This window comes from Cupriavidus sp. Met-2 (assembly GCF_049843575.1).
In the GTDB taxonomy this organism is placed as follows: Bacteria; Pseudomonadota; Gammaproteobacteria; order Burkholderiales; family Burkholderiaceae; genus Cupriavidus; species Cupriavidus metallidurans.
Window position 1 is genome coordinate 155333 of the sequence record NZ_JBBHZL010000013.1, and the last position, 24296, is coordinate 179628.

Below are 24296 nucleotides of genomic sequence, written 5' to 3' on the forward strand. Positions count from 1 at the left end.
TTTATTGCTTGCCCTTGGCCGTCATCACAGCTTCGGCGATGTTCTTCGGTGCCTCAGCGTAGTGCTTGAATTCCATGGTGTACGTGGCGCGGCCTTGCGTGGCCGAACGCAGCGCGGTCGAGTAACCGAACATTTCCGACAGCGGGACTTCGGCCTTGATGATCTTGCCGCCGCCCACCATGTCGTCCATGCCCTGCACGATGCCGCGGCGGGACGACAAGTCGCCCATCACGGTACCCGTGTAGTCTTCCGGCGTTTCCACTTCCACGGCCATCATCGGCTCGAGCAGAACCGGGCTGGCCTTGCGCATGGCTTCCTTGAAAGCCATCGAGCCGGCCATGCGGAACGCGTTTTCGTTCGAGTCCACATCGTGGTACGAACCGAACGTCAGCGTGACCTTCACGTCCACCACCGGGAAGCCAGCCAGGATACCGGCCGGCAGCGTGTCGACGATACCCTTCTCGACCGCCGGGATGTATTCGCGAGGAATCACACCGCCCTTGATGGCGTCGATGAATTCGAAGCCCTTGCCCGGCTCTTGCGGTTCCAGCGTGATCACGGCGTGACCGTACTGGCCGCGGCCGCCCGACTGCTTGACGAACTTGCCTTCGACGTCCTCGGCCTTCTTGCGAATGGTTTCGCGGTAGGCAACCTGCGGCGCGCCGATGTTGGCTTCCACGCCGAATTCGCGCTTCATGCGGTCGACCAGAATTTCGAGGTGGAGCTCGCCCATGCCCGAAATGATGGTCTGGCCCGATTCTTCATCGGTACGCACGCGGAACGACGGATCTTCAGCGGCCAGGCGGTTCAGGGCGATGCCCATCTTTTCCTGGTCAGCCTTGGTCTTCGGCTCGACAGCCTGCGAGATCACCGGCTCCGGGAACACCATGCGCTCGAGCACGATCGGGGCAGCGGGGTCGCACAGCGTGTCACCCGTGGTGGCGTCCTTCAGGCCCACCGCGGCGGCGATGTCACCGGCCAGCACTTCCTTGATTTCTTCGCGCTGGTTGGCGTGCATCTGCAGAATACGGCCCAGACGCTCCTTCTTCTGCTTCACCGGGTTGTACACGGTGTCGCCCGAATTGATCTTGCCCGAGTACACGCGGAAGAAAATCAGCTGACCAACGAACGGGTCGGTCATGATCTTGAACGCCAGCGCCGAGAACTTCTCGTTGTCGTCAGCCTTGCGCTCGAGCTTCTTCTCGTCGTCGCTTTCGTCCACGCCCTTGACCGGCGGAATATCAACCGGCGACGGCAGGAAGTCGATCACGGCGTCGAGCATACGCTGCACGCCCTTGTTCTTGAACGCGGTGCCGCACAGCATCGGCTGGATTTCGCAGGCGATGGTACGGTCACGCAGCGCCTTCACGATCTCGGCGCGGGTCAGCTCTTCGCCGCCCAGGTACTTTTCCATCAGCTCTTCGCTGGCTTCGGCGGCGGACTCAACCATCTTCTCGCGCCATTCGTCAGCGGTAGCTTGCAGTTCGGCCGGGATGTCCTGGTACTCGAACTTCACGCCCTGGCTGGCTTCGTCCCAGACGATCGCCTTCATTTCCAGCAGGTCGACAACGCCCTGGAAGCCGTCTTCAGCGCCGATCGGCACCACGACGGGCACCGGGTTGGCCTTCAGGCGGGTCTTCAGCTGGTCGTAGACCTTGAAGAAGTTCGCGCCGGTACGGTCCATCTTGTTGACGAACGCCAGACGCGGCACGCCGTACTTGTTGGCCTGACGCCAGACGGTTTCCGACTGGGGCTGCACGCCACCCACTGCGCAGTAGACCATGCAGGCGCCATCCAGCACGCGCATGGAGCGCTCCACCTCGATGGTGAAGTCCACGTGGCCCGGGGTGTCGATGATGTTGAAGCGGTGCTCGGGGTAGTTGCCGCCCATGCCCTTCCAGAAGGCGGTGGTCGCAGCAGACGTGATGGTGATGCCGCGCTCCTGCTCCTGCTCCATCCAGTCCATGGTGGCCGCGCCATCATGCACTTCACCGATCTTGTGGTTCACACCGGTGTAGAACAGGATCCGCTCGGTCGTGGTGGTTTTACCCGCGTCAATGTGAGCCGAAATACCGATGTTACGGTAGCGCTCAATAGGAGTCTTACGAGCCACTTTAATCCTCTATTCGTCCATGAGGCGCAGAAATCTCATGGTCTGCGCCCTTAACACAAACGGGCGAGATGTGTAAAAACACAGCCCGCCCGGCAACCAACAATGTTTCTCGCGCGCTTTAGAAGCGGAAGTGCGAGAACGCCTTGTTGGCTTCGGCCATGCGGTGCACTTCGTCGCGCTTCTTCATCGCGCCACCACGGCCCTCTGCAGCTTCAAGCAGTTCACCTGCCAGGCGCAGCGCCATCGACTTCTCGCTGCGTTTTTTCGCGGCCTCGCGCAGCCAACGCATCGCCAATGCCAAACGACGCGACGGACGGACTTCGACCGGAACCTGATAGTTGGCGCCGCCCACGCGACGGCTCTTTACTTCCACCACCGGCTTCACGTTGTTGATCGCAACGGAGAACACTTCGATGGGGGCCTTGCCTGCCTTCTTTTCGATCTGGTCGAACGCGCCGTACACGATACGTTCGGCAACCGACTTCTTGCCGTCCAGCATCAGCACGTTCATGAACTTGGCAACTTCAACGTTACCGAACTTCGGATCAGGCAGAATGTCCCGCTTGGGGACTTCACGACGACGTGGCATCTTTTTTCCTTTAGATTCAGTTGAGAAGCGGTCTTGCTTGTTCCCGCTCTCCGGTCACCAACTAGCTTGCCTTCGCTTAATGGGCAAATTCGCCGGGTGACCACTTACTCGACGGCACGGCGCACAAAAACGCTCCGTTGTACCGCCGCCTGGTGACAGTTCCATGACTCGCGCCACAGCTCTGTCGGGTATTGCTTGCGTAGAAGCTTAGGCAGCCTTCGGACGCTTCGCACCGTACTTCGAACGGGCCTGCCGGCGGTCCTTCACGCCTTGCAGATCCAGCGAGCCACGGACGATGTGGTAACGCACACCCGGCAAGTCCTTCACACGGCCGCCGCGAATCAGCACGACCGAGTGTTCCTGCAGGTTGTGGCCTTCACCGCCGATGTACGAAATGACTTCGAAACCGTTGGTCAGGCGCACCTTGGCGACCTTACGCAGTGCCGAGTTCGGCTTCTTCGGCGTCGTGGTGTACACGCGGGTGCACACGCCGCGACGCTGCGGGCAGTTCTCAAGCGCTGGGCTCTTGCTCTTGATGACTTCAGAGACACGCGGCTTGCGAACCAGTTGGTTGATAGTTGGCATTGTTCAATCCAGCTTGGTTTTTACAAAAACACCCCTCTGCCAGCGGACGACATGAGGGGCAACTACGGGTTTCGGACGGGAAAGGTGAGCGAACGCTCTGGAGGAAGGGCTGTGAAGTGACAGACTTGCCAAAGAGCGCGAGCTCGCCAGGATCCCGCTGTCGCCTTGCCTGGTTGCGAACCGAAATCCACATATCCGACAGACGAGCGAAATCCAAAGCCAAAAACTCGAATCTGGCACTCTAGCAGGCCGGCTTGCAATGGTCAAGCGGTATACCCGAAGATCCCCCGGGCGCCCTCACGCTCAGACCGCGCGCAGGATTTCGAGGATTTCCTCGCCGTAGCGTTCGAGTTTCGACGCACCGATTCCGGGCACTTCCGCCAGCTCATCGAGCGACTCGGGTGCGCTGCGCGCCAGTTCCGCCAGCGTGGCGTCATGGAAGATCACATAGGCGGGCACGCCATGCTCGCGCGCCGTGGTGGTCCGCCAGCCGCGCAGCGCTTCCCAGTTGGCCAGCATGTCGGCATCCATCGTCGCCGTATGGTCGATCCGCGCCCCGCGCGCGCCACGGTCGCCGGACTTGCCCGGCTTGCTGACCTGGCGGCGCAGGGTGATCAATTCCTCACCCTTGAGCACGGCACGCGCCGAATCGCCTAGCAGCAACGCTCCGTGTCCACCGTGATCGATGACCAGAAGCCCGTGCGCGATCAACTGACGGAAGATCGCGTGCCATTCGGATACCGAGCGATCCTTGCCGATGCCGAACGTCGACACCTTGTCATGCCCCCATTGCCGGATCTTCTCGTTGGCATTGCCACGCAGCACGTCGATCAGATGTGTGGCGCCAAAATAGACGCGGCTCGCCTGCGCGATACGGTAGACACACGACAGCGCCATCTGGGCCTCGCGTGTCCCATCCCATGTGGAAGGTGGCTCCAGGCAGGTATCGCAATTTCCACAAGGCTCGGCCGTCTCGTCGAAATACGCCAGGATGCGCACACGCCGGCAGCCAGCGGTTTCACACAAACCCAGCAAGGCATCGAGCTTGGACGACGAGACGCGCTTGTGCGCCTCGTCCGCTTCCGACTCGTCGATCATGCGTTTCTGCTGCACCACGTCGCCCAGCCCGTATGCCATCCATGCATTGGCGGGCAGGCCGTCGCGTCCCGCGCGTCCGGTTTCCTGGTAGTACCCTTCCATGCTCTTGGGCAGGTCCAGGTGCGCCACAAAGCGTACGTCCGGCTTGTCGATACCCATGCCGAAAGCGATGGTGGCTACCATCACGATCCCTTCTTCCTCGCGGAATCGGGCCTGGTGCGTCTGGCGAATCTGGGAGTCCATGCCGGCGTGATAGCCCAGCGCGTTGATGCCGTGGCTGGACAGCCACGCTGCGGTATCCTCGACCTTCTTGCGCGACAGGCAGTAGACAATGCCGCTGTCGTGCCCGCCAGTCGCGTTCATGTGCTCTGCCTTGATGAACGCGAGCAACTGCTGCCGGGCGTTGTCCTTTTCGATGATCCGATAGCGGATATTGGGGCGGTCGAAGCTTGAGATGAAGACGCTCGCCTCGTCCAGCGCCAGACGCTCGACAATCTCCTGGCGCGTCAGTGCATCGGCCGTGGCCGTCAAGGCGATACGCGGAACACGCGGAAAGCGCTCGTGCAGGACCGACAGCTGGATGTACTCGGGCCGGAAGTCATGTCCCCATTGCGATACGCAATGCGCTTCGTCAATCGCAAAGAGACCCACGCGTGTCCGCTCGAGCAGATCGAGGAACCGCGGCGTCATCAGCCGCTCCGGCGCCACATAGAGGATATCCAGCCGCCCCGCCAGCAGGTCCCGCTCGACTGCCGATGCCTCGCTGCTGCTCAGCGTCGAGTTGAGCACCGCGGCGCGAACCCCCGCCTCCGTCAGTGCGGCGACCTGATCCTGCATCAGCGCGATCAGTGGCGATACGACGATACCCACGCCGTGGCCTGCCTGCTGCCGGAGCAGCGCGGGAATCTGGTAGCAGAGCGACTTGCCGCCACCGGTCGGCATCAGCACCAGGCAATCACCGCCTTCGGCCACGTGGTCGATGATCTCGCCCTGCCGGCCGCGGAATGCGTGGTAGCCGAAGACTTCTTTGAGGATCGCCAGGGCGCGCGACATGGGACAGCGGGATTCGGAAAGCCAGGAAAGGCGTAACCATACCACTAAGGCCCGGCTCACCTGTATGTGTCCGTGTCAATGTCGTGAAGACTTCAACGGCCGACAACCGCGTTGCCCCAATCCGACGCATCCCGGCTCACCTTGCCTCAGCACAACCATCGCACTGCCCGTCAGGCCTAGGATGATTCGAAGCCGCGCATTCTGTGACGCGAGCAACGGTTCAGCGAACCCCACGGAAGATGCAAACCCATTCCTTTGCCCTGCCGATCTCCATTACCCGGGACGGCACCGAGCCGTACAAGCGGCAGATCATGCGACAGATCGAATGGCTGATCGTCTCCGGGTGCCTGCAACCTGGAGATCGACTCCCTTCGATTACCGCTCTGATGGCGATGTTGCGCGTCTCGCGCAATACCGTGGTTGGCGCATATGAATGCCTGGCCGATACTGGCCTGCTGCGTGGAGAGCCGGGCCGGGGATTCTTCGTCGCGACCGATACACCGCGAATGTCTTCGCTGCCGTCACCCGGCGTGAAAACATCGGGGAATGCCACATCCGCGCACCAGTTCGCCGAATCCGGCGCGGACATCGCCACCCCCGGCGTTCACACCTCGCCGCCGCCGTCGCCAGTACGCTTCGACTTCAAGATCGGGCGCCCCGCGCCGGATGCCTTCCCGGCGCGTCGTTGGGCGAAACTGGCGAACCCGTTGCTGCGCCATATGGGGCATGCCATGACGGAGTACACGCCCGCTGAAGGCCTGTGGGGGCTGCGGGTGCAGATCGCGGATTACTTGGCCGCGACACGTGCGCTGGCCGTAGATCCAGGCCAGATCATCGTCGTCGCCGGCGTGCAGGAAGCACTCCACCTCCTTGCCACGCACTTCATCCGCCACGGCAGCCGCGTCGTGATGGAATCCCCGGGCTATGCGGGGTTCTGCAACCTGCCGCGACTGGGGAATGCCGTTCATGTCACCGTCCCCGTCGACGCGCAAGGGCTATGCACCCATGCCCTGCCGGAAGCACCGGTGCAACTGGCCTATACCACGCCATCGCACCAGTACCCGCTCGGCTACACAATGTCGCTCGACAGGCGGCGCGAGTTGCTGGCGTGGGCAGCACGCGTCGGTGCCTGCGTGATCGAGGATGACTATGACGGAGACTTCGCCTATGACAGCGCGCTGCTCCCGCCACTGGCCGCACTCGATCCCACACGCGTCGTTTATGTGAGTACCTTCTCGAAAGTGCTGGGTCCAGGGCTCCGTCTTGGTTTCATGGTCTGCCCCCCAAGACTCGCCGATGCAATGGCACGCCGAAAAGCACTGCTGAATCATGGGTGCCCATGGCTGGAGCAGGCAGTGCTTGCGCGTCTGTTTGAGTATGGGGACTACAGCCGCCATCTCTACAAACTGCGCCGGAGATATCGCGCCCAGCGCGACGCCTTGCTGGCCGGCCTGCGCAGTATCTGGGGTGACGATTGCCAGATCAGCGGGGCAAGTACCGGAATGCACCTGGCCTTGCACCTCCCGACCGACAGCCCACCCGCTGACGAGATCGTTCAGTGCGCACTGGCCAACGGCATCCGCCTTTACCCGCTGCCGGAAGCCGCCTGCGGGAATGCATCGGAGAAGACCGATCGGGTCGTGCTGTTTGGCTATGCCTCGTTGACGACCAAGCAAATCGGCGAAGCCATGAGCCTGCTCAAATCCGTGCTGACTGCCCGCTTCAGGCGTGCGGTGGCGGAGCCCGCCACCGCACGCTCCATCACTTCGGTGGCTTCACCTTGCTGAAGTAGCGCGACAATGCATCGATCGCAGCATCGTCCAGCGGTTCGGCCATTGGCCGCATCACAGGATCGTTGCGGCGCCCAGCCTTGAAATCGTGCAACTGCTTGGCCAGGTATTCCGGCTTCTGCCCCGATAGGTTCGGGTACAGCCCAACGCTGCTGATGCCATCGATGCCATGGCAAGAGGCACACAGCGGCAGGATTGCCTTCACCTTCTCGTCAAGCTTCGGTGTCTCGGCGTGCACTCCTACCGAGAACAGCACCAATGCAAGCGTGACGGCGCTACGGTTCAAACGAAAATCGGTCATCGCGTCACTCCTCCATCAGTTCTTGCGAGTGGGCGGCAGGCCCACGGTGATCCATTGCGTCCGGGCACGCGAGAAGATGCCTGCCGGGCTTTCCATCTTGTGTTCGGCGACCAACTCCAGTGTCTTGCTGTCGTAGATACGAATCCGGTCTCCGTAGTAGCCCGCGCTCACGTACAGATACTTGCCATCACGCGTGTACTCCGGGAAGAACGCATGGCCACCGGCTTCGAGCGTGCGCACGACTTCAAGCTTCTGCTTGTCAATAAGCTGGATCTGTGAGGCCCTCTTGTCCTTGCTGACGATATCGACCGCGACATACGGCGCATCAGGATGGGCTGCCGGCGATTCGGTCGGGCCGGCCACGCGGATGTTCTTCACAACCGAGAAATCCTTGGTGTCCCAGACTGTCACCACATCGCCCTTGTCGCACTTGCCGATGTTGGTACCAAAAGCCAGCATTCGGCCGCCGATCGGCGTCACCGCGCCAGATCCGACGTGCGGCTGGCAGCCCGCTGGAATATCGCGAACCACCTTGTCTTCCTTGAGATCGATGGCGACGATCTTGTTGTCGTCATACGAGGCCACCATCGAATATCGCCCATCTGGCGTCAGGAACGTATCGTGCAACTTGCGTCCGACCTTCTCGAGCTTGGTGACGGGCATCCCCTCTCGATCCGGGTCCACGATCCAGATCTGCCCCGCCTGGCGCAGAGTCAGCGCGAACTTGTTGTTAATCCGGCTGCCGATTACCGGCCCGCCTGCCGACTGAATGAACTTGCCGTCCGGGTCCGTGCCTTCCAGCCGAAGGTGCTTCACGGGTTCGAGCGTATCCGCCTTCAGGATCATGACGAGGTTTGGCACGAATGAACTGGCGGCAAGCCATTTGCCGTCGTTCGACACGGCGATGCCCGGCCCCGTCAAACCCGTCTTGATCTTGCGTACAACCTTGAGCGAGTAAAGGTCGATCTTGTAGACGTAGCCATCGTCGCTCTTGAGCCACGCCCATCGCTCATTGACCGGGCTGAAATCCATGATGTGCGGCGCAATCGGTGTGGCAATCTCGCCAACCACCTGATTGGTTTTGCCGTCGAGGAAGACCGTCTTGGCGTTATCGGAACCCATTCCCCGGCCATAGCGTCCACGGGCCATGACCACCATCAGGTCGTAGACCGAGTCGATCTTGTAAGTCGGCTTCGACGGGAGCGTCTTCTCGTCGATCAGCACTTCCAGGCTGTCCTGGGCCTGCTTCATCGACCATTCCGGCTTGCTGACCGGCTGCGAATGGATGTACTCCGCCAGCAAATGAATATCTGCATCGGGCAGGCGCGAGTGGAATGGTGGCATCAGCGTATCGGGGATACCGGTCATGATCGTGCCACGCAACGCAGCCTCGCTCTGCACAAGGCGGTCCTTGTGCAAGGCGGGCCCCACATACCCGCCCCGGCTTGCCGAGTGACACACTGCACAATTGGCCTGATAGAGCGCGTCGGCGCGCTTTATCTCCTCGGCGGTCATGGCCGAGATGGCCGACGACACACCGGTCAACGTGACAAACAACATCGTTCTTCCGAACATGGACCAGACTCCAAGTACCCCACGCAATCGCGCAGCAACAATTGAAGTCTGTTCCGTCGAGTGACGGCGCGCAGGGGATGGAAACTGAAAGGTGATGGGTACGGTTGGCAGGTTAGGGAACGACTGCCGTGGGTACGGCTGCAGTTAGCGTCTCCCCGGCAACGGTATGTCTTGCCGCCGGAATTCGTCCGGGTCAACCGGCGGAGTTAGCGGGGCCGGCGATGCACTCTGACGCAGCACATCCATCTGGCCTTGGCGCGCCTGATCCTCGAGCCGTTCGCACAGGCGTGCATTGCCGCGGCCCGAGAGGCAATCATAGTGTTCCTCGAACCGCTGACGGCGATGTTCCTCCACCGTGGCGCCCGGCTGGCTGGCCGACAGATCGAGCCATAAGGCCTCGTCGGCTGCCGCCCGCGTCGAAGCCAGCATCAAGCTCCCGGCAATTGCAAGTCCACGGACAATTCGATGGCTTGGCGAAATACGAGAAACGGGAAATGGAGGCTGCATGGGTTTTGGTTGACGTGCTGAGAATCGTTCCGGCCAACCATAGCGCCCATCGTCGATCGATTTCCTGACGTCACGCAAATTTCCGGCCCGCACGGAAACGCGGAAGCAAAAAAAAACCCGGCTCGGATGAGCCGGGTTTTCTATACCGCTGTACTGCTTGGCGTGATGCCGATCAGACTGCGTCGCCCTCGCCTTCGGTCGCTTGCACCACCGGCGGCTCGATGAAGAGCGATTGCTCTTCGTCGCTGATCGCCTGGGCGCGTTCGCGCTCGGCAGCCTCGCGTGCCTTGCGGGCACGGTGGTAGGCCAGGCCGGTACCGGCCGGGATCAGACGACCCACGATCACGTTTTCCTTCAGACCACGCAGGTCGTCGGTCTTGCCCATGATCGCGGCCTCGGTCAGCACGCGCGTCGTTTCCTGGAACGATGCAGCCGAGATGAAGCTGTCGGTCGACAGCGACGCCTTCGTAATACCCAGCAGCAGGTTCTCGTGCGTAGCCGGACGCTTGCCGTCGGCGATCACACGATCGTTCTCGTCGAGCAGTTCCGAACGCTCCACCTGTTCACCCGGGATGAACTTGGTGTCGCCCACATCGGCGATCTGCACGCGGCGCAGCATCTGACGAACAATCACTTCGATGTGCTTGTCGTTGATCTTCACGCCCTGCAGACGGTACACGTCCTGCACTTCGTCCACGATGTAGTGCGCCAGCTCTTCGATGCCCTTCAGGCGCAGGATATCGTGCGGATCCGCCGGACCTTCCACGATCATCTCGCCCTTGTTCACCACCTGGCCGTCGTGCACCAGCACCTGCTTTTCCTTGGCGATCAGGAACTCGTGGGCGTTGCCGTCCAGGTCCGTAATCACCAGGCGCTGCTTGCCCTTGGTGTCTTTGCCGAACGACACGGTACCGGTGACTTCCGCCAGCACGGCGGCGTCCTTCGGCGAACGTGCTTCGAACAGCTCAGCCACTCGCGGCAGACCACCGGTAATGTCACGGGTCTTCTGCGACTCGGTCGGGATACGTGCGAGCACTTCACCCACGTGCACCTGCTGGCCGTCCTTCACGGTAATCAGTGCGCCCACCTGGAAGCCGATGGTCACGGAGTGGTCCGTGCCCGGGATCTTCACTTCCTGGTTGTTCGCGTCGAGCAGCTTCACCTGCGGGCGCAGACCCTTGGTGGCAGCCGTGCGGCGCTTGGCGTCGATCACCACGAGGGTCGACAGGCCGGTGACTTCGTCCATCTGCTTGGCGACAGTCACACCCTCTTCGACGTTCTCGAACTTGGTCGTGCCGGTGTACTCCGACACGATCGGGCGCGTCAGGGCGTCCCACGTGGCCAGCTGCGTACCAGCCTTGATGGCCTGGCCGTCTTGCACGAGCAGCGTAGCGCCGTAAGGGATCTTGTGGCGCTCGCGCTCGCGGCCGTGGTCGTCGGTGATCAGCGCTTCGCCCGAACGCGAAATGACGATCAGCTCGCCCTTCGTGTTGGTAACGTAACGCATGGTCGCCGTGAAACGCACGGTACCGGTTGCCTTCGCTTCCACGCTCGATGCCACTGCCGCACGCGATGCCGCACCACCGATGTGGAACGTACGCATGGTCAGCTGGGTACCCGGCTCACCGATCGACTGTGCAGCGATCACACCCACCGCTTCGCCGGAGTTCACCAGCACACCGCGGCCGAGGTCACGGCCATAGCACTTGCCGCACAGGCCGTAGCGCGTATCGCACGACAGCGGAGTACGCACCTTCACTTCGTCCACGCCGATGGCGTCGATCAGCTCGACCAGGTCTTCGTCCAGCAGCGTGCCGGTCTCGATCGCGGTTTCCTGGGTTTCAGGATTCACCACGTCAGCCACGGTCACACGGCCCAAAATACGGTCGCGCAGGGCTTCGATCACTTCACCGCCTTCGACCAGGGCCTTCATGGCCACGCCGTTGGAGGTACCGCAATCGTCTTCCACCACCACCAGATCCTGCGTCACGTCGACCAGACGACGGGTCAGGTAACCCGAGTTCGCGGTCTTCAGTGCCGTATCCGCCAGACCCTTACGTGCACCGTGGGTCGAGATGAAGTACTGCAGAACGTTCAGGCCTTCACGGAAGTTCGCCGTAATCGGCGTTTCAATGATCGAGCCGTCCGGCTTGGCCATCAGGCCACGCATACCGGCCAGCTGACGAATCTGGGCCGCGCTACCGCGAGCACCCGAGTCCGCCATCATGTAGATCGAGTTGAACGATTCCTGCTTGACCGTCGCGCCGGTGCGGTCGACCACGTCTTCGTGCTGGAGCTGCTCCATCATCGCCTTGCCCACCTGGTCACCAGCAGCACCCCAGATGTCCACGACGTTGTTGTAACGCTCCTGGTCCGTCACCAGACCCGACATGTACTGCTTGTCGTATTCCTTCACCTTGGCGGCTGCGTCGGAGATGATCTTCTCCTTCTGCGGCGGCACCAGCATGTCGTCGATCGCGATCGAGATACCGGCGCGCGTAGCCAGGCGGAAGCCCGACTGCAGCAGCTTGTCAGCGAAGATCACCGTTTCGCGCAGACCGCACTTACGGAACGCGGTGTTGATCAGGCGCGAGATTTCCTTCTTCTTCAGCGGCTTGTTCAGCACCGAGAACGGCAGGCCCTTCGGCAGGATCTCGGACAGGATCGAGCGGCCGACCGTGGTGGCCTGCAGCGTGATCTTGGGTGCGAAACGTGCGTCGCCGTCGGCGTCCTTGTTCACCACTTCGTACTCGGTGATACGGACGTTCACGCGCGATGCGAGCTCGACTTCCTTGTTCTCATAGGCGCGGATGACTTCGCTGATATCAGCGAAGGTCATGCCTTCACCCTTGCCGTTGATCTTGTCGCGGGTCGTGTAGTACAGACCCAGCACCACGTCTTGCGACGGCACGATCGACGGATCGCCGTTGGCCGGGAACAGCACGTTGTTCGACGCCAGCATCAGCGTGCGGGCTTCCATCTGGGCTTCCAGCGACAGCGGCACGTGAACGGCCATCTGGTCACCGTCGAAGTCGGCGTTGAACGCGGCGCAGACCAGCGGGTGGAGCTGGATTGCCTTGCCTTCGATCAGCACCGGCTCGAACGCCTGGATGCCCAGACGGTGCAGCGTCGGCGCGCGGTTCAGCATCACCGGATGCTCGCGGATCACCTCTTCCAGGATGTCCCACACCACCGGCGTCTGGCTTTCCACTTCCTTCTTGGCAGCCTTGATCGTCGTGGCGATGCCCATCGTTTCCAGCTTGTGGAAGATGAACGGCTTGAACAGCTCGAGCGCCATCAGCTTGGGCAGACCGCACTGATGCAGCTTCAGCGTCGGGCCCACCACGATGACCGAACGGCCCGAGTAGTCCACGCGCTTGCCCAGCAGGTTCTGACGGAAACGACCGCCCTTACCCTTGATCATTTCGGCCAGCGACTTCAGCGGACGCTTGTTGGCACCGGTCATCGCCTTACCGCGGCGGCCGTTGTCCAGCAGCGAGTCGACGGCTTCCTGCAGCATGCGCTTTTCGTTGCGCACGATGATTTCAGGAGCCTTCAGCTCCAGCAGGCGCTTCAGACGGTTGTTACGGTTGATGACGCGACGATACAGGTCGTTCAGGTCCGACGTGGCGAAACGGCCGCCATCGAGCGGAACCAGCGGACGCAGTTCGGGCGGCAGCACCGGCAGCACTTCCAGGATCATCCACTCGGGCTTGATGCCCGAGCGCTGGAACGCCTCGAGCACCTTCAGGCGCTTGGCGAACTTCTTGATCTTGGCTTCGGAACCGGTGGCCTGCAGCTCGGCGCGGATCTGTTCGATCTGCTTCTCGATGTCGATGCCGCGCAGCAGTTCACGGATGCCCTCGGCACCCATCATCGCCACGAATTCGCCTTCACCGTATTCATCGCACTTCGCGATGTAATCGTCTTCCGACATGATCTGGCTCTTCTTGAGCGGAGTCATGCCGGGTTCCAGCACCACGAACGCTTCGAAGTACAGCACGCGTTCGATGTCGCGCAGCGTCATGTCGAGCACCATGCCCAGACGCGACGGCAGCGACTTCAGGAACCAGATGTGAGCGGTCGGAGCAGCCAGTTCGATGTGGCCCATGCGCTCGCGGCGCACCTTGGCCAGCGTCACTTCCACGCCGCACTTCTCGCAGATCACGCCACGGTGCTTCAGGCGCTTGTACTTGCCGCACAGGCACTCGTAGTCCTTGATCGGGCCAAAGATCTTGGCGCAGAACAGGCCGTCGCGTTCCGGCTTGAACGTACGGTAGTTGATCGTCTCCGGCTTCTTCACTTCACCGTACGACCACGAACGGATCTTCTCGGGCGAGGCCAAGCCGATCTTGATCGCGTCGAACTGCTCTTCCTGCTGAACCTGCTTAAAGAGATCGAGCAATGCTTTCATTGCAACTCCTTGTTTCGCCGCCGGTCCGGAATTCGTCCGGAGCAGCAGCATTCAATTCTGTGGGAAACCACTCACTGGTGGGCACCGGCCTCGGCCGGCACCCTCGTCCTCCGGATCAGTAGCGATCCAGGTCGATGTCGATACCCAGCGAGCGGATTTCCTTCACCAGCACGTTGAACGATTCCGGCATGCCGGCGTCGATCGAGTGCTCGCCCTTGACGATGTTCTCGTACACCTTCGTACGGCCGTTCACGTCATCAGACTTAACCGTCAGCATTTCCTGCAGCACGTACGATGCGCCGTAGGCTTCCAGTGCCCACACTTCCATCTCACCGAAACGCTGGCCACCGAACTGGGCCTTACCGCCCAGCGGCTGCTGCGTCACCAGCGAGTACGGGCCGGTGGAACGGGCGTGCATCTTGTCGTCGACCAAGTGGTGCAGCTTCAGCATGTGCATCACACCCAGCGTGACCGGACGCTCGAACGCTTCGCCGGTACGGCCATCGTGCAGCGTGACCTGCTGCTTCGATGCCGTCAGGCCGCGTTCCTTCGCGATATCGTCCGGGTAGGCCAGGTCGAGCATCCGGCGGATTTCCGCTTCGTGCGCGCCATCGAACACCGGCGTGGCGAACGGAACACCCTTCTTCAGGTTGCCCGCCAGTTCCAGCACTTCAGCGTCGCTCAGGCTATCCAGGTCTTCGGCCTTGCCACTCTCGTTGTAGATCTGCGCGAGCAGCGGACGGAGTTCCTGCGCCTTGGCCGAAGCCTTGAGCATGTCGCCGATACGCTGGCCCAGACCGCGAGCGGCCCAGCCCAGGTGGGTTTCCAGAATCTGACCCACGTTCATCCGCGAAGGCACGCCCAGCGGGTTCAGCACGATGTCCGCCGGCGTACCGTCGGCCATGTACGGCATGTCTTCGATCGGAACGATCTTCGACACGACACCCTTGTTACCGTGACGGCCTGCCATCTTGTCGCCAGGCTGCAGGCGACGCTTGACGGCCAGGTACACCTTGACCATCTTGATCACGCCCGGCGGCAGTTCGTCGCCCTGCGTCAGCTTCTTGCGCTTCTCTTCGAAGGCCAGGTCGAACTCGTGACGCTTTTGCTCGATGGCTTCCTTCACCGCTTCGAGCTGGGCAGCCACTTCCTCGTCGGCCGGACGGATGTCGAACCAGTGGTACTTGTCCAGGTCGGCCAGGTACTCGCGGGTCAGCTTGGCACCCTTCGCCAGCTTCTTCGGACCGCCGTTGACGGTCTTGTCGAGCAGCATGCGCTCCAGACGCTGGAACGCGTCGCCTTCCACGATACGGAGCTGGTCGTTCAGGTCCAGACGGTAGCGCTTCAGTTCGTCGTCGATGATCGACTGGGCGCGCTTGTCGCGCGTCACGCCTTCACGCGTGAAGACCTGCACGTCGATCACGATACCGCTCATGCCCGACGGCACGCGCAGCGACGTGTCCTTCACGTCCGAAGCCTTCTCGCCGAAGATCGCGCGCAGCAGCTTCTCTTCCGGCGTGAGCTGGGTTTCGCCCTTCGGCGTGACCTTGCCCACCAGCACGTCGCCGGCTTCGACTTCCGCGCCGATGTACGTGATGCCAGACTCGTCCAGACGCGCCAGTTGCGCTTCGGCCAGGTTCGAGATGTCGCGCGTGATTTCTTCAGGTCCGAGCTTCGTGTCGCGGGCGACGACCGACAGTTCCTCGATGTGAATCGAGGTATAGCGGTCTTCGGCAACCACACGCTCCGAGATCAGGATCGAATCCTCGAAGTTGTAGCCGTTCCACGGCATGAACGCGACCAGCATGTTCTGGCCCAGCGCCAGTTCGCCCAGGTCGGTCGATGCGCCGTCGGCGATCACGTCGCCACGGGCAACGATATCGCCAACCTTCACCATCGGACGCTGGTTGATGTTGGTGTTCTGGTTCGAACGCGTGTACTTGATCAGGTTGTAGATGTCCACGCCGACTTCACCGGCTACGGCTTCGTCGTCGTTCACGCGGATCACCACACGCATTGCATCGACGTAATCCACCACGCCACCACGCGTTGCCTGAACGGCCGTGCCCGAGTCAACGGCCACGGTACGCTCGATGCCGGTACCAACCAGCGGCTTGTCCGGACGCAGGCAAGGCACGGCCTGACGCTGCATGTTCGCGCCCATCAGTGCACGGTTCGCGTCATCGTGTTCCAGGAACGGCACCAGCGATGCAGCGGCCGACACGATCTGCGACGGCGCCACGTCGATGTACTGGACGCGGTCCGGCGTGACCATACGCGTTTCACGTTCGGAACCTTCACGCGCCGACACCAGTTCGTCGATGAGGTTGCCTTCGGCGTCAACGGTCGCGTTGGCCTGCGCCACCACGTACTTGCCTTCCTCGATGGCCGACAGGTAATCCACCTGGTCGGTCAGCTTGCTGTTTTCCACCTTGCGGTACGGCGTTTCCAGGAAGCCGTACTCGTTCAGGCGGGCGTACAGTGCCAGCGAGTTGATCAGACCAATGTTCGGGCCTTCCGGCGTTTCGATCGGGCACACGCGACCATAGTGGGTCGGGTGCACGTCTCGGACTTCAAAGCCGGCGCGCTCGCGCGTCAGACCGCCCGGGCCAAGAGCCGAAACACGGCGCTTGTGGGTGATTTCCGACAGCGGGTTGGTCTGGTCCATGAACTGCGACAGCTGCGACGAACCGAAGAACTCGCGAATCGCCGACGAGATCGGCTTCGAGTTGATCAGGTCGTGCGGCATCAGGTTCTCGGTCTCGGCCTGGCCCAGACGCTCCTTGACGGCGCGCTCCACGCGCGACAGGCCGGCACGGAACTGGTTCTCTGCCAGTTCGCCGACGCAACGCACACGACGGTTGCCCAGGTGGTCGATATCATCGACTTCACCCTTGCCGTTACGCAGATTCACCAGGATCTTGATCGTCTCGAGGATGTCCTCGTCCTGCAGCACCATGCTGCCTTCGCCGCTCGGGCGCGACAGACGGCTGTTGACCTTCATGCGGCCAACGCGCGACAGATCGTACGATTCCTCGCTGTAGAACAGGCGCTGGAACAGCGCTTCCACGGCGTCTTCGGTGGGCGGCTCGCCCGGGCGCATCATGCGGTAGATGGCGATACGCGCGGCCGTCTGGTCCGCGGTGTCGTCCGCACGCAGCGTTTGCGAGATGTACGGACCCTGGTCCAGGTCGTTCGTGTACAGCGTCTGGATGTCCTTGACGCCGGCTTCTCGCAGGTTTTCCAGCAGCGTCTCAGTCAGTTCGTCGTTGGCGTTGGCGATCACTTCACCGGTGTCCGGATCAATGATGTTCTTGGCCAGGACGCGACCCAGCAGGTAGTCTTCCGGCACGCTGATCAGCTTGGTGCCGGCGGAGTCCAGATCACGGATGTGCTTGGCGTTGATCCGCTTGTCCTTCTCGACGACCACGCGACCGTTCTTGTCTACGATGTCGAAGCGCGCGACTTCGCCGCGCAGACGCTCGGGCACGAACTCGAGTTGCGCGCCTTCGCTCTGCAGCGTGAAATTGTCGAACACGAAGAAGTGCGCCAGGATCTGTTCCGGCGTCAGGCCGATCGACTTCAGCAGGATCGTCACCGGCATCTTGCGGCGGCGGTCGACGCGGAAGTACAGGATGTCCTTCGGATCGAATTCAAAGTCGAGCCACGAGCCACGGTACGGAATAATCCGTGCCGAGAACAACAGCTTGCCCGAGCTGTGCGTCTTGCCCTTGTCGTGCTCGAAGAACACGCCCGGCGAGCGGTGCAGCTGGCTGACGATGACACGCTCGGTGCCGTTGATGACGAAGGAGCCCGTCGAAGTCATGAGCGGAATTTCGCCCATGTAGACTTCCTGTTCCTTCACTTCCTTCACCTTGCCCGGGTTCTCGCGATCATTGATGATCAGGCGAACCTTTGCGCGCAGCGCCGAGTGGAACGTCAGGCCACGCTGCTGGCATTCCTTGACGTCGAACGGCGGGTTGGACAGGTGATACGAGACAAACTCCATACGGGCAAGCCCGTTATGGGAGGAGATGGGGAAAATCGCGTTGAAAGCGGCCTGCAGACCCTCGCTCTTGCGACGCGCGGGCGGCGTTTCCGCTTGCAAAAACTGGGTGTAGGATTCAATCTGTGTGGCAAGCAGGAATGGAACCTGATGAACCGTCGCACGCTTCGCAAAGGATTTGCGAATGCGCTTCTTTTCGGTGAAGCTGTACGCCATGGGATCTCCGAATCATCGCAGGGCTGGCTGGACCTGGCCAACACCTGAGGTGTTCAGCGACTGGGAGGGGATTTGGCGGTTGGCCGCTACCAACCTCTGGCTGACGGTGCCCGCACGCTGCGGGCGGTGTGGTCATTGCACGGCGCAATGCCTGTACTCGCCCGGGGGACACCCGACCAAACTTGTCTTCTGCAGTCGGTTCAGAAGACAAACATCAGCAACCACCTAGTGTGCCACTGATGTTTGGCTTCTGCTGAGGCAGCGAACGATTGTCGCGTGCCAAGCATATCTTGCCGCACATTTCCGCGTATTTCGCGCGTCTTTGCGCCGCCCGGGTGAATCATCCAACACACCCCACAGAAGCGCAAAAAGGCTGGCGCCGGGAATTTCCCTTTGCCAGCCCCATCCGCGTGCCCGGGGGCACGCGTGGTACCACTTACTTGACGTCGACCTTGGCGCCAGCGTCTTCCAGCTTTTTCTTCGCGTCGTCGGCGGTAGCCTTGTCCACGCCTTCCTTGACGGGCTTCGGTGCGCCATCGACCAGGTCCTTGGCTTCCTTCAGACCCAGACCGGTGATTTCGCGCACGGCCTTGATCACGCCAACCTTGTTCGAGCCGACTTCGGCCAGAATCACGTTGAACTCGGTCTTTTCTTCAGCAGCGGCAGCACCGCCAGCGCCCGGGGCAGCAGCCACAGCCATGGCAGCAGCCGACACGCCAAACTTCTCTTCGAACGCCTTGACCAGGTCGTTCAGTTCCATCACGGACATCGCGCCAACGGCTTCCAGGATGTCGTCTTTAGTGATTGCCATTTGGATTACTCCTACTAGATTTGATTCGGGATCGGTAATGCGATCTGTCTATGCGACGGCTCAGGCGGCCGGGACTTCCGCTTCCGCGGGAGCGCCTTCTGCCTTCTTGGCGGCAACTGCAGCCAGCAGGCGGGCAAAGCCCGACACCGGCGCTTGCATCACGCCAAGCAGCTGAGCGATCAGTTCGTCACGGCTCGGGATCGAAGCCAGGGCCTTGACGGCGCCAGCATCGAGAACGTTACCGTTGTACGACCCTGCGCGCAGGACCAGCTTGTCGTTGGTCTTGGCAAAGTCGTTCAGAACCTTGGCCGACGACACTGCATCTTCGGAAATACCGTAGATCAGCGGACCGGTCATTTGCTCTGCGAGGCCTGCAAACGGCGTACCTTCGACAGCACGGCGGGCCAGCGTGTTCTTCAGAACACGCAGGTACACGCCTTGCGTACGAGCGGTAGCACGCAGCTTGGTCAGATCGCCAACCGTGATGCCGCGATATTCGGCCACGACGATGGTCTGAGCCTTGGCGACTTGCGCCGAAACCTCAGCTACGACGGCCTTCTTATCTTCAATATTGAGTGGCACGGTTAAGCTCCAAAACGATGCGAATACACCAGGTGAACCTGATACAGACACATCAGTCCAAACGAACGGCGTCCGATTGGCCCGAATCGGCCGGGTCATGCCCAGCTTCATCAATCCCTTCGGGTGCGCCATCTGCGCTGGCGGGCCGGCTCACATCGGGGCGTGCCCCGCAAGTGCCGACCGATTAAGTCCACGCTGCCGAAATGCTGCAGTGTGAACACCAGCGGTCTTTGATAACCAGCAGCACCTGCCGCGCATTCCGCGCAACGGGCGCCACTGCCCAAAGCCATGCTCCTTTGCCCCTCGGCTCGGGAGACGATCCCGGCGATGCCGAGATCTTCAATTCCTGCCCTGACCGGTGTTATCGGGTTCCGGTCAAGTGATTGCCGTCAGCTCAGGCCGACAGCGAAGTCTGTTCGACGCGAACGCCAACGCCCATCGTGGACGACACAGCGATCTTGCGCAGGTAGACACCCTTGCTCGTAGCCGGCTTAGCCTTGACCAGTGCGTCCAGCAGGGCGCTCAGGTTGCTCTTCAGCGCGGTGTCTTCGAACGAGCGACGACCGATGGTGGCGTGGATGATACCGGCCTTATCGACACGGAACTGAACCTGACCAGCCTTGGCGTTCTTCACAGCCTGGGCTACGTCCGGCGTCACGGTGCCAACCTTCGGGTTCGGCATCAGGCCACGCGGGCCGAGGATCTGACCCAGCGTACCAACGATACGCATCGTGTCCGGCGAAGCGATCACGATGTCGAAGTCCAGGTTACCGGCCTTGACTTGCTCGGCCAGGTCTTCCATGCCGACCACGTCAGCACCGGCGGCCTTGGCGGCTTCAGCCTTTTCACCCTGGGCGAACACGGCAACGCGAACCGACTTACCGGTACCAGCCGGCAGCACCACGGAACCACGCACGACCTGGTCCGACTTCTTGGCGTCGATGCCCAGTTGCACGGCCACGTCGATCGACTCGTCGAACTTTGCCGAAGCGCAGCTCTTGACCAGGCTCAGGGCCTCGTCGATCGGGTAGAACTTGGTACGCTCGATCTTCGCCTTGTTGGCGGCGACGCGCTTGGAAACCTTAGCCATTTACAGACCCTCCACGGTGATGCCCATCGAACGGGCCGAACCAGCGATCGTACGCACGGCGGCGTCGAGGTCAGCAGCGGTGAGGTCAGCGTTCTTGGCCTTGGCGATTTCTTCAGCCTGGGCGCGGGTGATCTTGCCAACCTTGTCGGTATGGGGCTTCGGCGAACCCTTGGTGATGCCTGCTGCCTTCTTGATCAGCACGGTCGCCGGCGGCGACTTCATCACGAAGGTGAAGCTCTTGTCAGCGAAGGCGGTAATCACCACCGGCACCGGCAGACCAGGCTCCATGCCCTGAGTCTGCGCGTTGAACGCCTTGCAGAACTCCATGATGTTCAGACCACGCTGACCCAGTGCGGGACCAACGGGCGGGGAGGGATTTGCCTTACCAGCCGGGATTTGCAGCTTGATAAAGCCAATAATCTTCTTGGCCATCTTTACTCCAATCCGGATCCGTTCCTTTGGAATCAGATCCTGTTGAGTCGTAACGCGCTATCGCCATGCCAATCGGCACAACCTCACGCTCCTCTTGGGCACACCTTGCGGGCACCCTATCCTGGCTGCTGCCTGTCTTACGACGCCAGCAGCCAAAAATGCTTAAACCTTCTCGACCTGACCGAACTCGAGTTCGACCGGCGTTGCGCGTCCGAAGATCGTGACCGTCACGCGCAGGCGCGACTTTTCGTAGTTCACTTCCTCGACGTTGCCGTTGAAGTCGGTGAACGGGCCGTCCTTGACTCGCACCATTTCGCCCACTTCAAACAGCGTCTTGGGACGCGGCTTCTCGACCCCTTCCTGCATCTGGGTCATGATCTTGTCGACTTCCCGCTGGGAAATCGGGCTCGGGCGATTACGCGCACCGCCCACGAAGCCAGTCACCTTGCTGGTGTTCTTCACCAGGTGCCAGGTCTCGTCGGTCATTTCCATTTCCACCAGCACATAGCCAGGGAAGAAACGACGCTCGGTCACAGATTTGTGGCCGCCCTTGATCTCGACGACTTCTTCCGAAGGCACCAGGATGCGGCCAAACTTGTCCTGCATCTCGGCGCGCTCGATGCGCTCCTGCAGCGCGCGCTGCACACTCTTCTCCATACCGGAGTAGGCATGCACCACATACCAGCGCTTCTTCGACGAAGGCGATTCCGCGGCCGTGGTTTCCTGCTGAGCGTTATCCGTCATGTGCTACCTCTTATTTCCAGCCCAGCACGAGGGAGAAAATCACCCACTCGATGAGCTTGTCAGCCGACCACAGGAACAGCGCCATGATGACGACGAAGACGAACACAAGGCCGGTCATCTGACCGGCTTCCTTGCGCGTCGGCCAGACGACCTTGCGAACTTCCCGATACGATTCACGAGCGAATCCCACGAAGTCCTTGCCCGGCGCCGACAGCAGCGCGACAACCACGCCAGCTGCGATACCGGCGAAGAGCGCGGCACCTCGTACATACGAGGGCTGCTGCGCGAGCGCGTAGAAGCCGATGACCCCGGCAACCACCAGGAGCACCGCCACGCCGAGCAGCCACTTGCCGCTCGAGGCGCCTACGGTTTCGACATTGGGATTGGCCATGTTTCGCAAACGAGACTAAGCCGCGTCACGATTACCCCTCGCGACGCGGCTGATTGATTTGGCAGGGGCAGAGGGAATCGAACCCCCAACCTTCGGTTTTGGAGACCGACGCTCTGCCAGTTGAGCTATACCCCTAGAACAACTTTGGGTCGGCATTGCCAACCCCTCTGGCAAACGAACGCGGCCGGTTGATGCCGCGTTCGCCAGTTCGACTAATACTTAGTCGAGGATCTTTGCCACAACGCCGGCGCCGACGGTACGGCCACCTTCGCGGATAGCGAAGCGCAGACCTTCTTCCATGGCGATCGGGGCGATCAGCTTGACAGTGATCGACACGTTGTCACCCGGCATCACCATTTCCTTGTCCTGCGGCAGCTCGATCGAGCCGGTCACGTCGGTCGTACGGAAATAGAACTGCGGGCGGTAGTTGTTGAAGAACGGCGTGTGACGACCACCTTCGTCCTTCGACAGAATGTACACCTCACCCGTGAAGTGCGTGTGCGGCTTGATCGAGCCCGGCTTGCACAGAACTTGACCACGCTCCACGTCTTCGCGCTTCGTGCCGCGCAGCAGCAGACCAACGTTGTCACCAGCCTGGCCTTGATCCAGCAGCTTGCGGAACATTTCCACGCCCGTGCAAGTCGTCTTCACCGTCGGGCGGATACCCACGATTTCGATTTCTTCACCGACCTTGATCACGCCACGCTCGATACGACCGGTCACCACGGTACCGCGGCCCGAGATCGAGAACACGTCTTCCACCGGCATCAGGAACGTACCGTCCACAGCGCGCTCCGGCGTCGGGATGTACGTGTCCAGCGCGTCGGCCAGGTTCATGATCGCCACTTCACCCAGTTCGCCCTTGTCGCCTTCCAGCGCCAGCTTGGCCGAACCCTTGATGATCGGCGTGTCGTCGCCCGGGAATTCGTACTTCGACAGCAGCTCGCGCACTTCCATTTCCACCAGCTCGAGCAGCTCGGCGTCGTCCACCATGTCGCACTTGTTCAGGAACACGATGATGTACGGCACGCCAACCTGACGGGCCAGCAGGATGTGCTCACGCGTCTGCGGCATCGGGCCGTCAGCGGCCGAGCACACCAGAATCGCGCCGTCCATCTGCGCAGCGCCCGTGATCATGTTCTTCACATAGTCAGCGTGGCCCGGGCAGTCAACGTGAGCGTAGTGACGGTTGGCCGTCTCGTATTCCACGTGCGCGGTGTTGATCGTGATGCCGCGTGCCTTCTCTTCCGGCGCTGCGTCGATTTCGTCGTACTTCTTGGCTGCGCCACCGAACTTGGCTGCCAGCACCGTGGCAATCGCTGCCGTCAGCGTCGTCTTGCCGTGGTCAACGTGACCAATCGTACCTACGTTCACGTGCGGCTTGGTCCGCTCGAACTTTTCCTTTGCCATTTCGCGACTCCTGTCTCGGTAGCAATTGCCAGTGCGGGATTGATGGTGCCCATGGGCAGGATCGAACTGCCGACCTCTCCCTTACCAAGGGAGTGCTCTACCACTGAGCCACATGGGCGAAACTTGACTTACTTCTCTGGCGGCAACCGGTAGGCTGGAGCGGGTGAAGGGAATCGAACCCTCGTCGTAAGCTTGGAAGGCTTCTGCTCTACCATTGAGCTACACCCGCCCGGTTACTTCCTGCTTCACCGGCTTTCGCCTGGTTGCTGCCTTGCATTCTGGTGGAGAGGGCTGGATTCGAACCAGCGTAGGCGTAAGCCAACAGATTTACAGTCTGCCCCCTTTAGCCACTCGGGCACCTCTCCGCAGAGAACTTGTGATTATGGTGCAACCTACCTTGGCTGTCAAGCACTTTCCATTGCGGTCAGCGACTTTGCGGATTGCCAGGAGGCCCACTGAATATCCGCTCGAGGCGGCTCCAGAGGAACCAGAATCATCGATCTGAAATCGACGCTCTCACCCTATAGGGGTCTCCGAGAGCCGCTTCAGCAGCCGGATTTGGGTTGCTAAAGCCTGATTTCAGAGTTTG

Annotated in this window: 17 protein-coding genes and 4 tRNA genes; 1 reads left to right on the top strand and 20 read right to left on the bottom strand. The window is 61.3% G+C overall.

Annotated features, from left to right (window positions below):
• Position 1: 1 nt before the first annotated feature.
• The 4 genes from fusA to recQ all read right to left on the bottom strand — a co-directional run bounded on the left by fusA (position 2) and on the right by recQ (position 5438).
• Complete coding sequence (gene fusA, locus WD006_RS24395; RefSeq protein WP_011517775.1) at positions 2–2113, bottom strand: elongation factor G; 2112 nt, start codon at positions 2111–2113, stop codon at positions 2–4.
• Positions 2114–2231: 118 nt separating this feature from the next.
• The gene (gene rpsG, locus WD006_RS24400) at positions 2232–2702 is read right to left on the bottom strand and encodes a 30S ribosomal protein S7 (protein ID WP_011517776.1); all 471 of its coding nucleotides are present in this window, start codon (positions 2700–2702) and stop codon (positions 2232–2234) included.
• A gap of 207 nt (positions 2703–2909) precedes the next feature.
• Positions 2910–3287, bottom strand: a complete 378-nt coding sequence (gene rpsL / locus WD006_RS24405; RefSeq protein ID WP_008649178.1) for a 30S ribosomal protein S12 — start codon at positions 3285–3287, stop codon at positions 2910–2912.
• Between the two features lie 303 nt (positions 3288–3590).
• Positions 3591–5438, bottom strand: a complete 1848-nt coding sequence (gene recQ, locus WD006_RS24410) for a DNA helicase RecQ (RefSeq protein ID WP_029308637.1) — start codon at positions 5436–5438, stop codon at positions 3591–3593.
• 239 nt (positions 5439–5677) lie between these two features.
• On the opposite strand from recQ, the gene WD006_RS24415 reads away from it, so the two are divergent.
• A complete protein-coding gene (locus WD006_RS24415; RefSeq protein ID WP_011517778.1) occupies positions 5678–7225 on the top strand; it encodes a PLP-dependent aminotransferase family protein in 1548 nt (515 codons plus the stop codon).
• Here WD006_RS24415 and WD006_RS24420 read toward each other — a convergent pair.
• The 16 genes from WD006_RS24420 to WD006_RS24495 all read right to left on the bottom strand — a co-directional run bounded on the left by WD006_RS24420 (position 7200) and on the right by WD006_RS24495 (position 24072).
• Positions 7200–7529: a c-type cytochrome gene (locus WD006_RS24420; protein WP_008649187.1), complete on the bottom strand. Its 330-nt coding sequence runs from the start codon at positions 7527–7529 to the stop codon at positions 7200–7202. The two genes, WD006_RS24415 and WD006_RS24420, sit on opposite strands and share 26 nt — an antisense overlap.
• Before the next feature lie 15 nt (positions 7530–7544).
• The gene (locus WD006_RS24425; RefSeq protein WP_011517779.1) at positions 7545–9104 is read right to left on the bottom strand and encodes a nitrite reductase; all 1560 of its coding nucleotides are present in this window, start codon (positions 9102–9104) and stop codon (positions 7545–7547) included.
• Between the two features lie 144 nt (positions 9105–9248).
• A complete protein-coding gene (locus WD006_RS24430) occupies positions 9249–9533 on the bottom strand; it encodes a hypothetical protein (protein WP_029308638.1) in 285 nt (94 codons plus the stop codon).
• Between the two features lie 250 nt (positions 9534–9783).
• Positions 9784–14025 carry a DNA-directed RNA polymerase subunit beta' gene (gene rpoC, locus WD006_RS24435; protein WP_011517781.1) on the bottom strand — a complete coding sequence of 1414 codons (4242 nt, stop codon included), beginning with the start codon at positions 14023–14025 and terminating at the stop codon, positions 9784–9786.
• A 115-nt stretch (positions 14026–14140) separates the two neighbouring features.
• Positions 14141–18247, bottom strand: a complete 4107-nt coding sequence (rpoB, locus tag WD006_RS24440; protein WP_008649192.1) for a DNA-directed RNA polymerase subunit beta — start codon at positions 18245–18247, stop codon at positions 14141–14143.
• Positions 18248–18683: 436 nt separating this feature from the next.
• Positions 18684–19058 (bottom strand): 50S ribosomal protein L7/L12, encoded by a 375-nt coding sequence (gene rplL / locus WD006_RS24445; protein WP_008649193.1) that lies wholly within the window; start codon positions 19056–19058, stop codon positions 18684–18686.
• A 60-nt stretch (positions 19059–19118) separates the two neighbouring features.
• Positions 19119–19640, bottom strand: a complete 522-nt coding sequence (rplJ, locus tag WD006_RS24450; RefSeq protein ID WP_375199052.1) for a 50S ribosomal protein L10 — start codon at positions 19638–19640, stop codon at positions 19119–19121.
• A gap of 394 nt (positions 19641–20034) precedes the next feature.
• The gene (gene rplA, locus WD006_RS24455) at positions 20035–20730 is read right to left on the bottom strand and encodes a 50S ribosomal protein L1 (protein WP_011517782.1); all 696 of its coding nucleotides are present in this window, start codon (positions 20728–20730) and stop codon (positions 20035–20037) included.
• Positions 20731–21162: a 50S ribosomal protein L11 gene (gene rplK / locus WD006_RS24460; RefSeq protein ID WP_010810467.1), complete on the bottom strand. Its 432-nt coding sequence runs from the start codon at positions 21160–21162 to the stop codon at positions 20731–20733.
• A gap of 162 nt (positions 21163–21324) precedes the next feature.
• Positions 21325–21906, bottom strand: coding sequence for a transcription termination/antitermination protein NusG (nusG, locus tag WD006_RS24465; RefSeq protein WP_008649197.1), 582 nt, complete (start codon positions 21904–21906; stop codon positions 21325–21327).
• A 10-nt stretch (positions 21907–21916) separates the two neighbouring features.
• Positions 21917–22297, bottom strand: coding sequence for a preprotein translocase subunit SecE (secE, locus tag WD006_RS24470; protein WP_008649200.1), 381 nt, complete (start codon positions 22295–22297; stop codon positions 21917–21919).
• 59 nt (positions 22298–22356) lie between these two features.
• Positions 22357–22432 (bottom strand) — tRNA-Trp (locus WD006_RS24475).
• A gap of 84 nt (positions 22433–22516) precedes the next feature.
• Entirely contained in the window at positions 22517–23707 is a 1191-nt protein-coding gene (tuf, locus tag WD006_RS24480; protein ID WP_011517774.1) for an elongation factor Tu, read from the bottom strand.
• Positions 23708–23750: 43 nt separating this feature from the next.
• Positions 23751–23825 (bottom strand) — tRNA-Thr (locus WD006_RS24485).
• Between the two features lie 37 nt (positions 23826–23862).
• Positions 23863–23936, bottom strand: a tRNA-Gly gene (locus tag WD006_RS24490).
• A 50-nt stretch (positions 23937–23986) separates the two neighbouring features.
• Positions 23987–24072 (bottom strand) — tRNA-Tyr (locus WD006_RS24495).
• Positions 24073–24296: the final 224 nt, after the last annotated feature.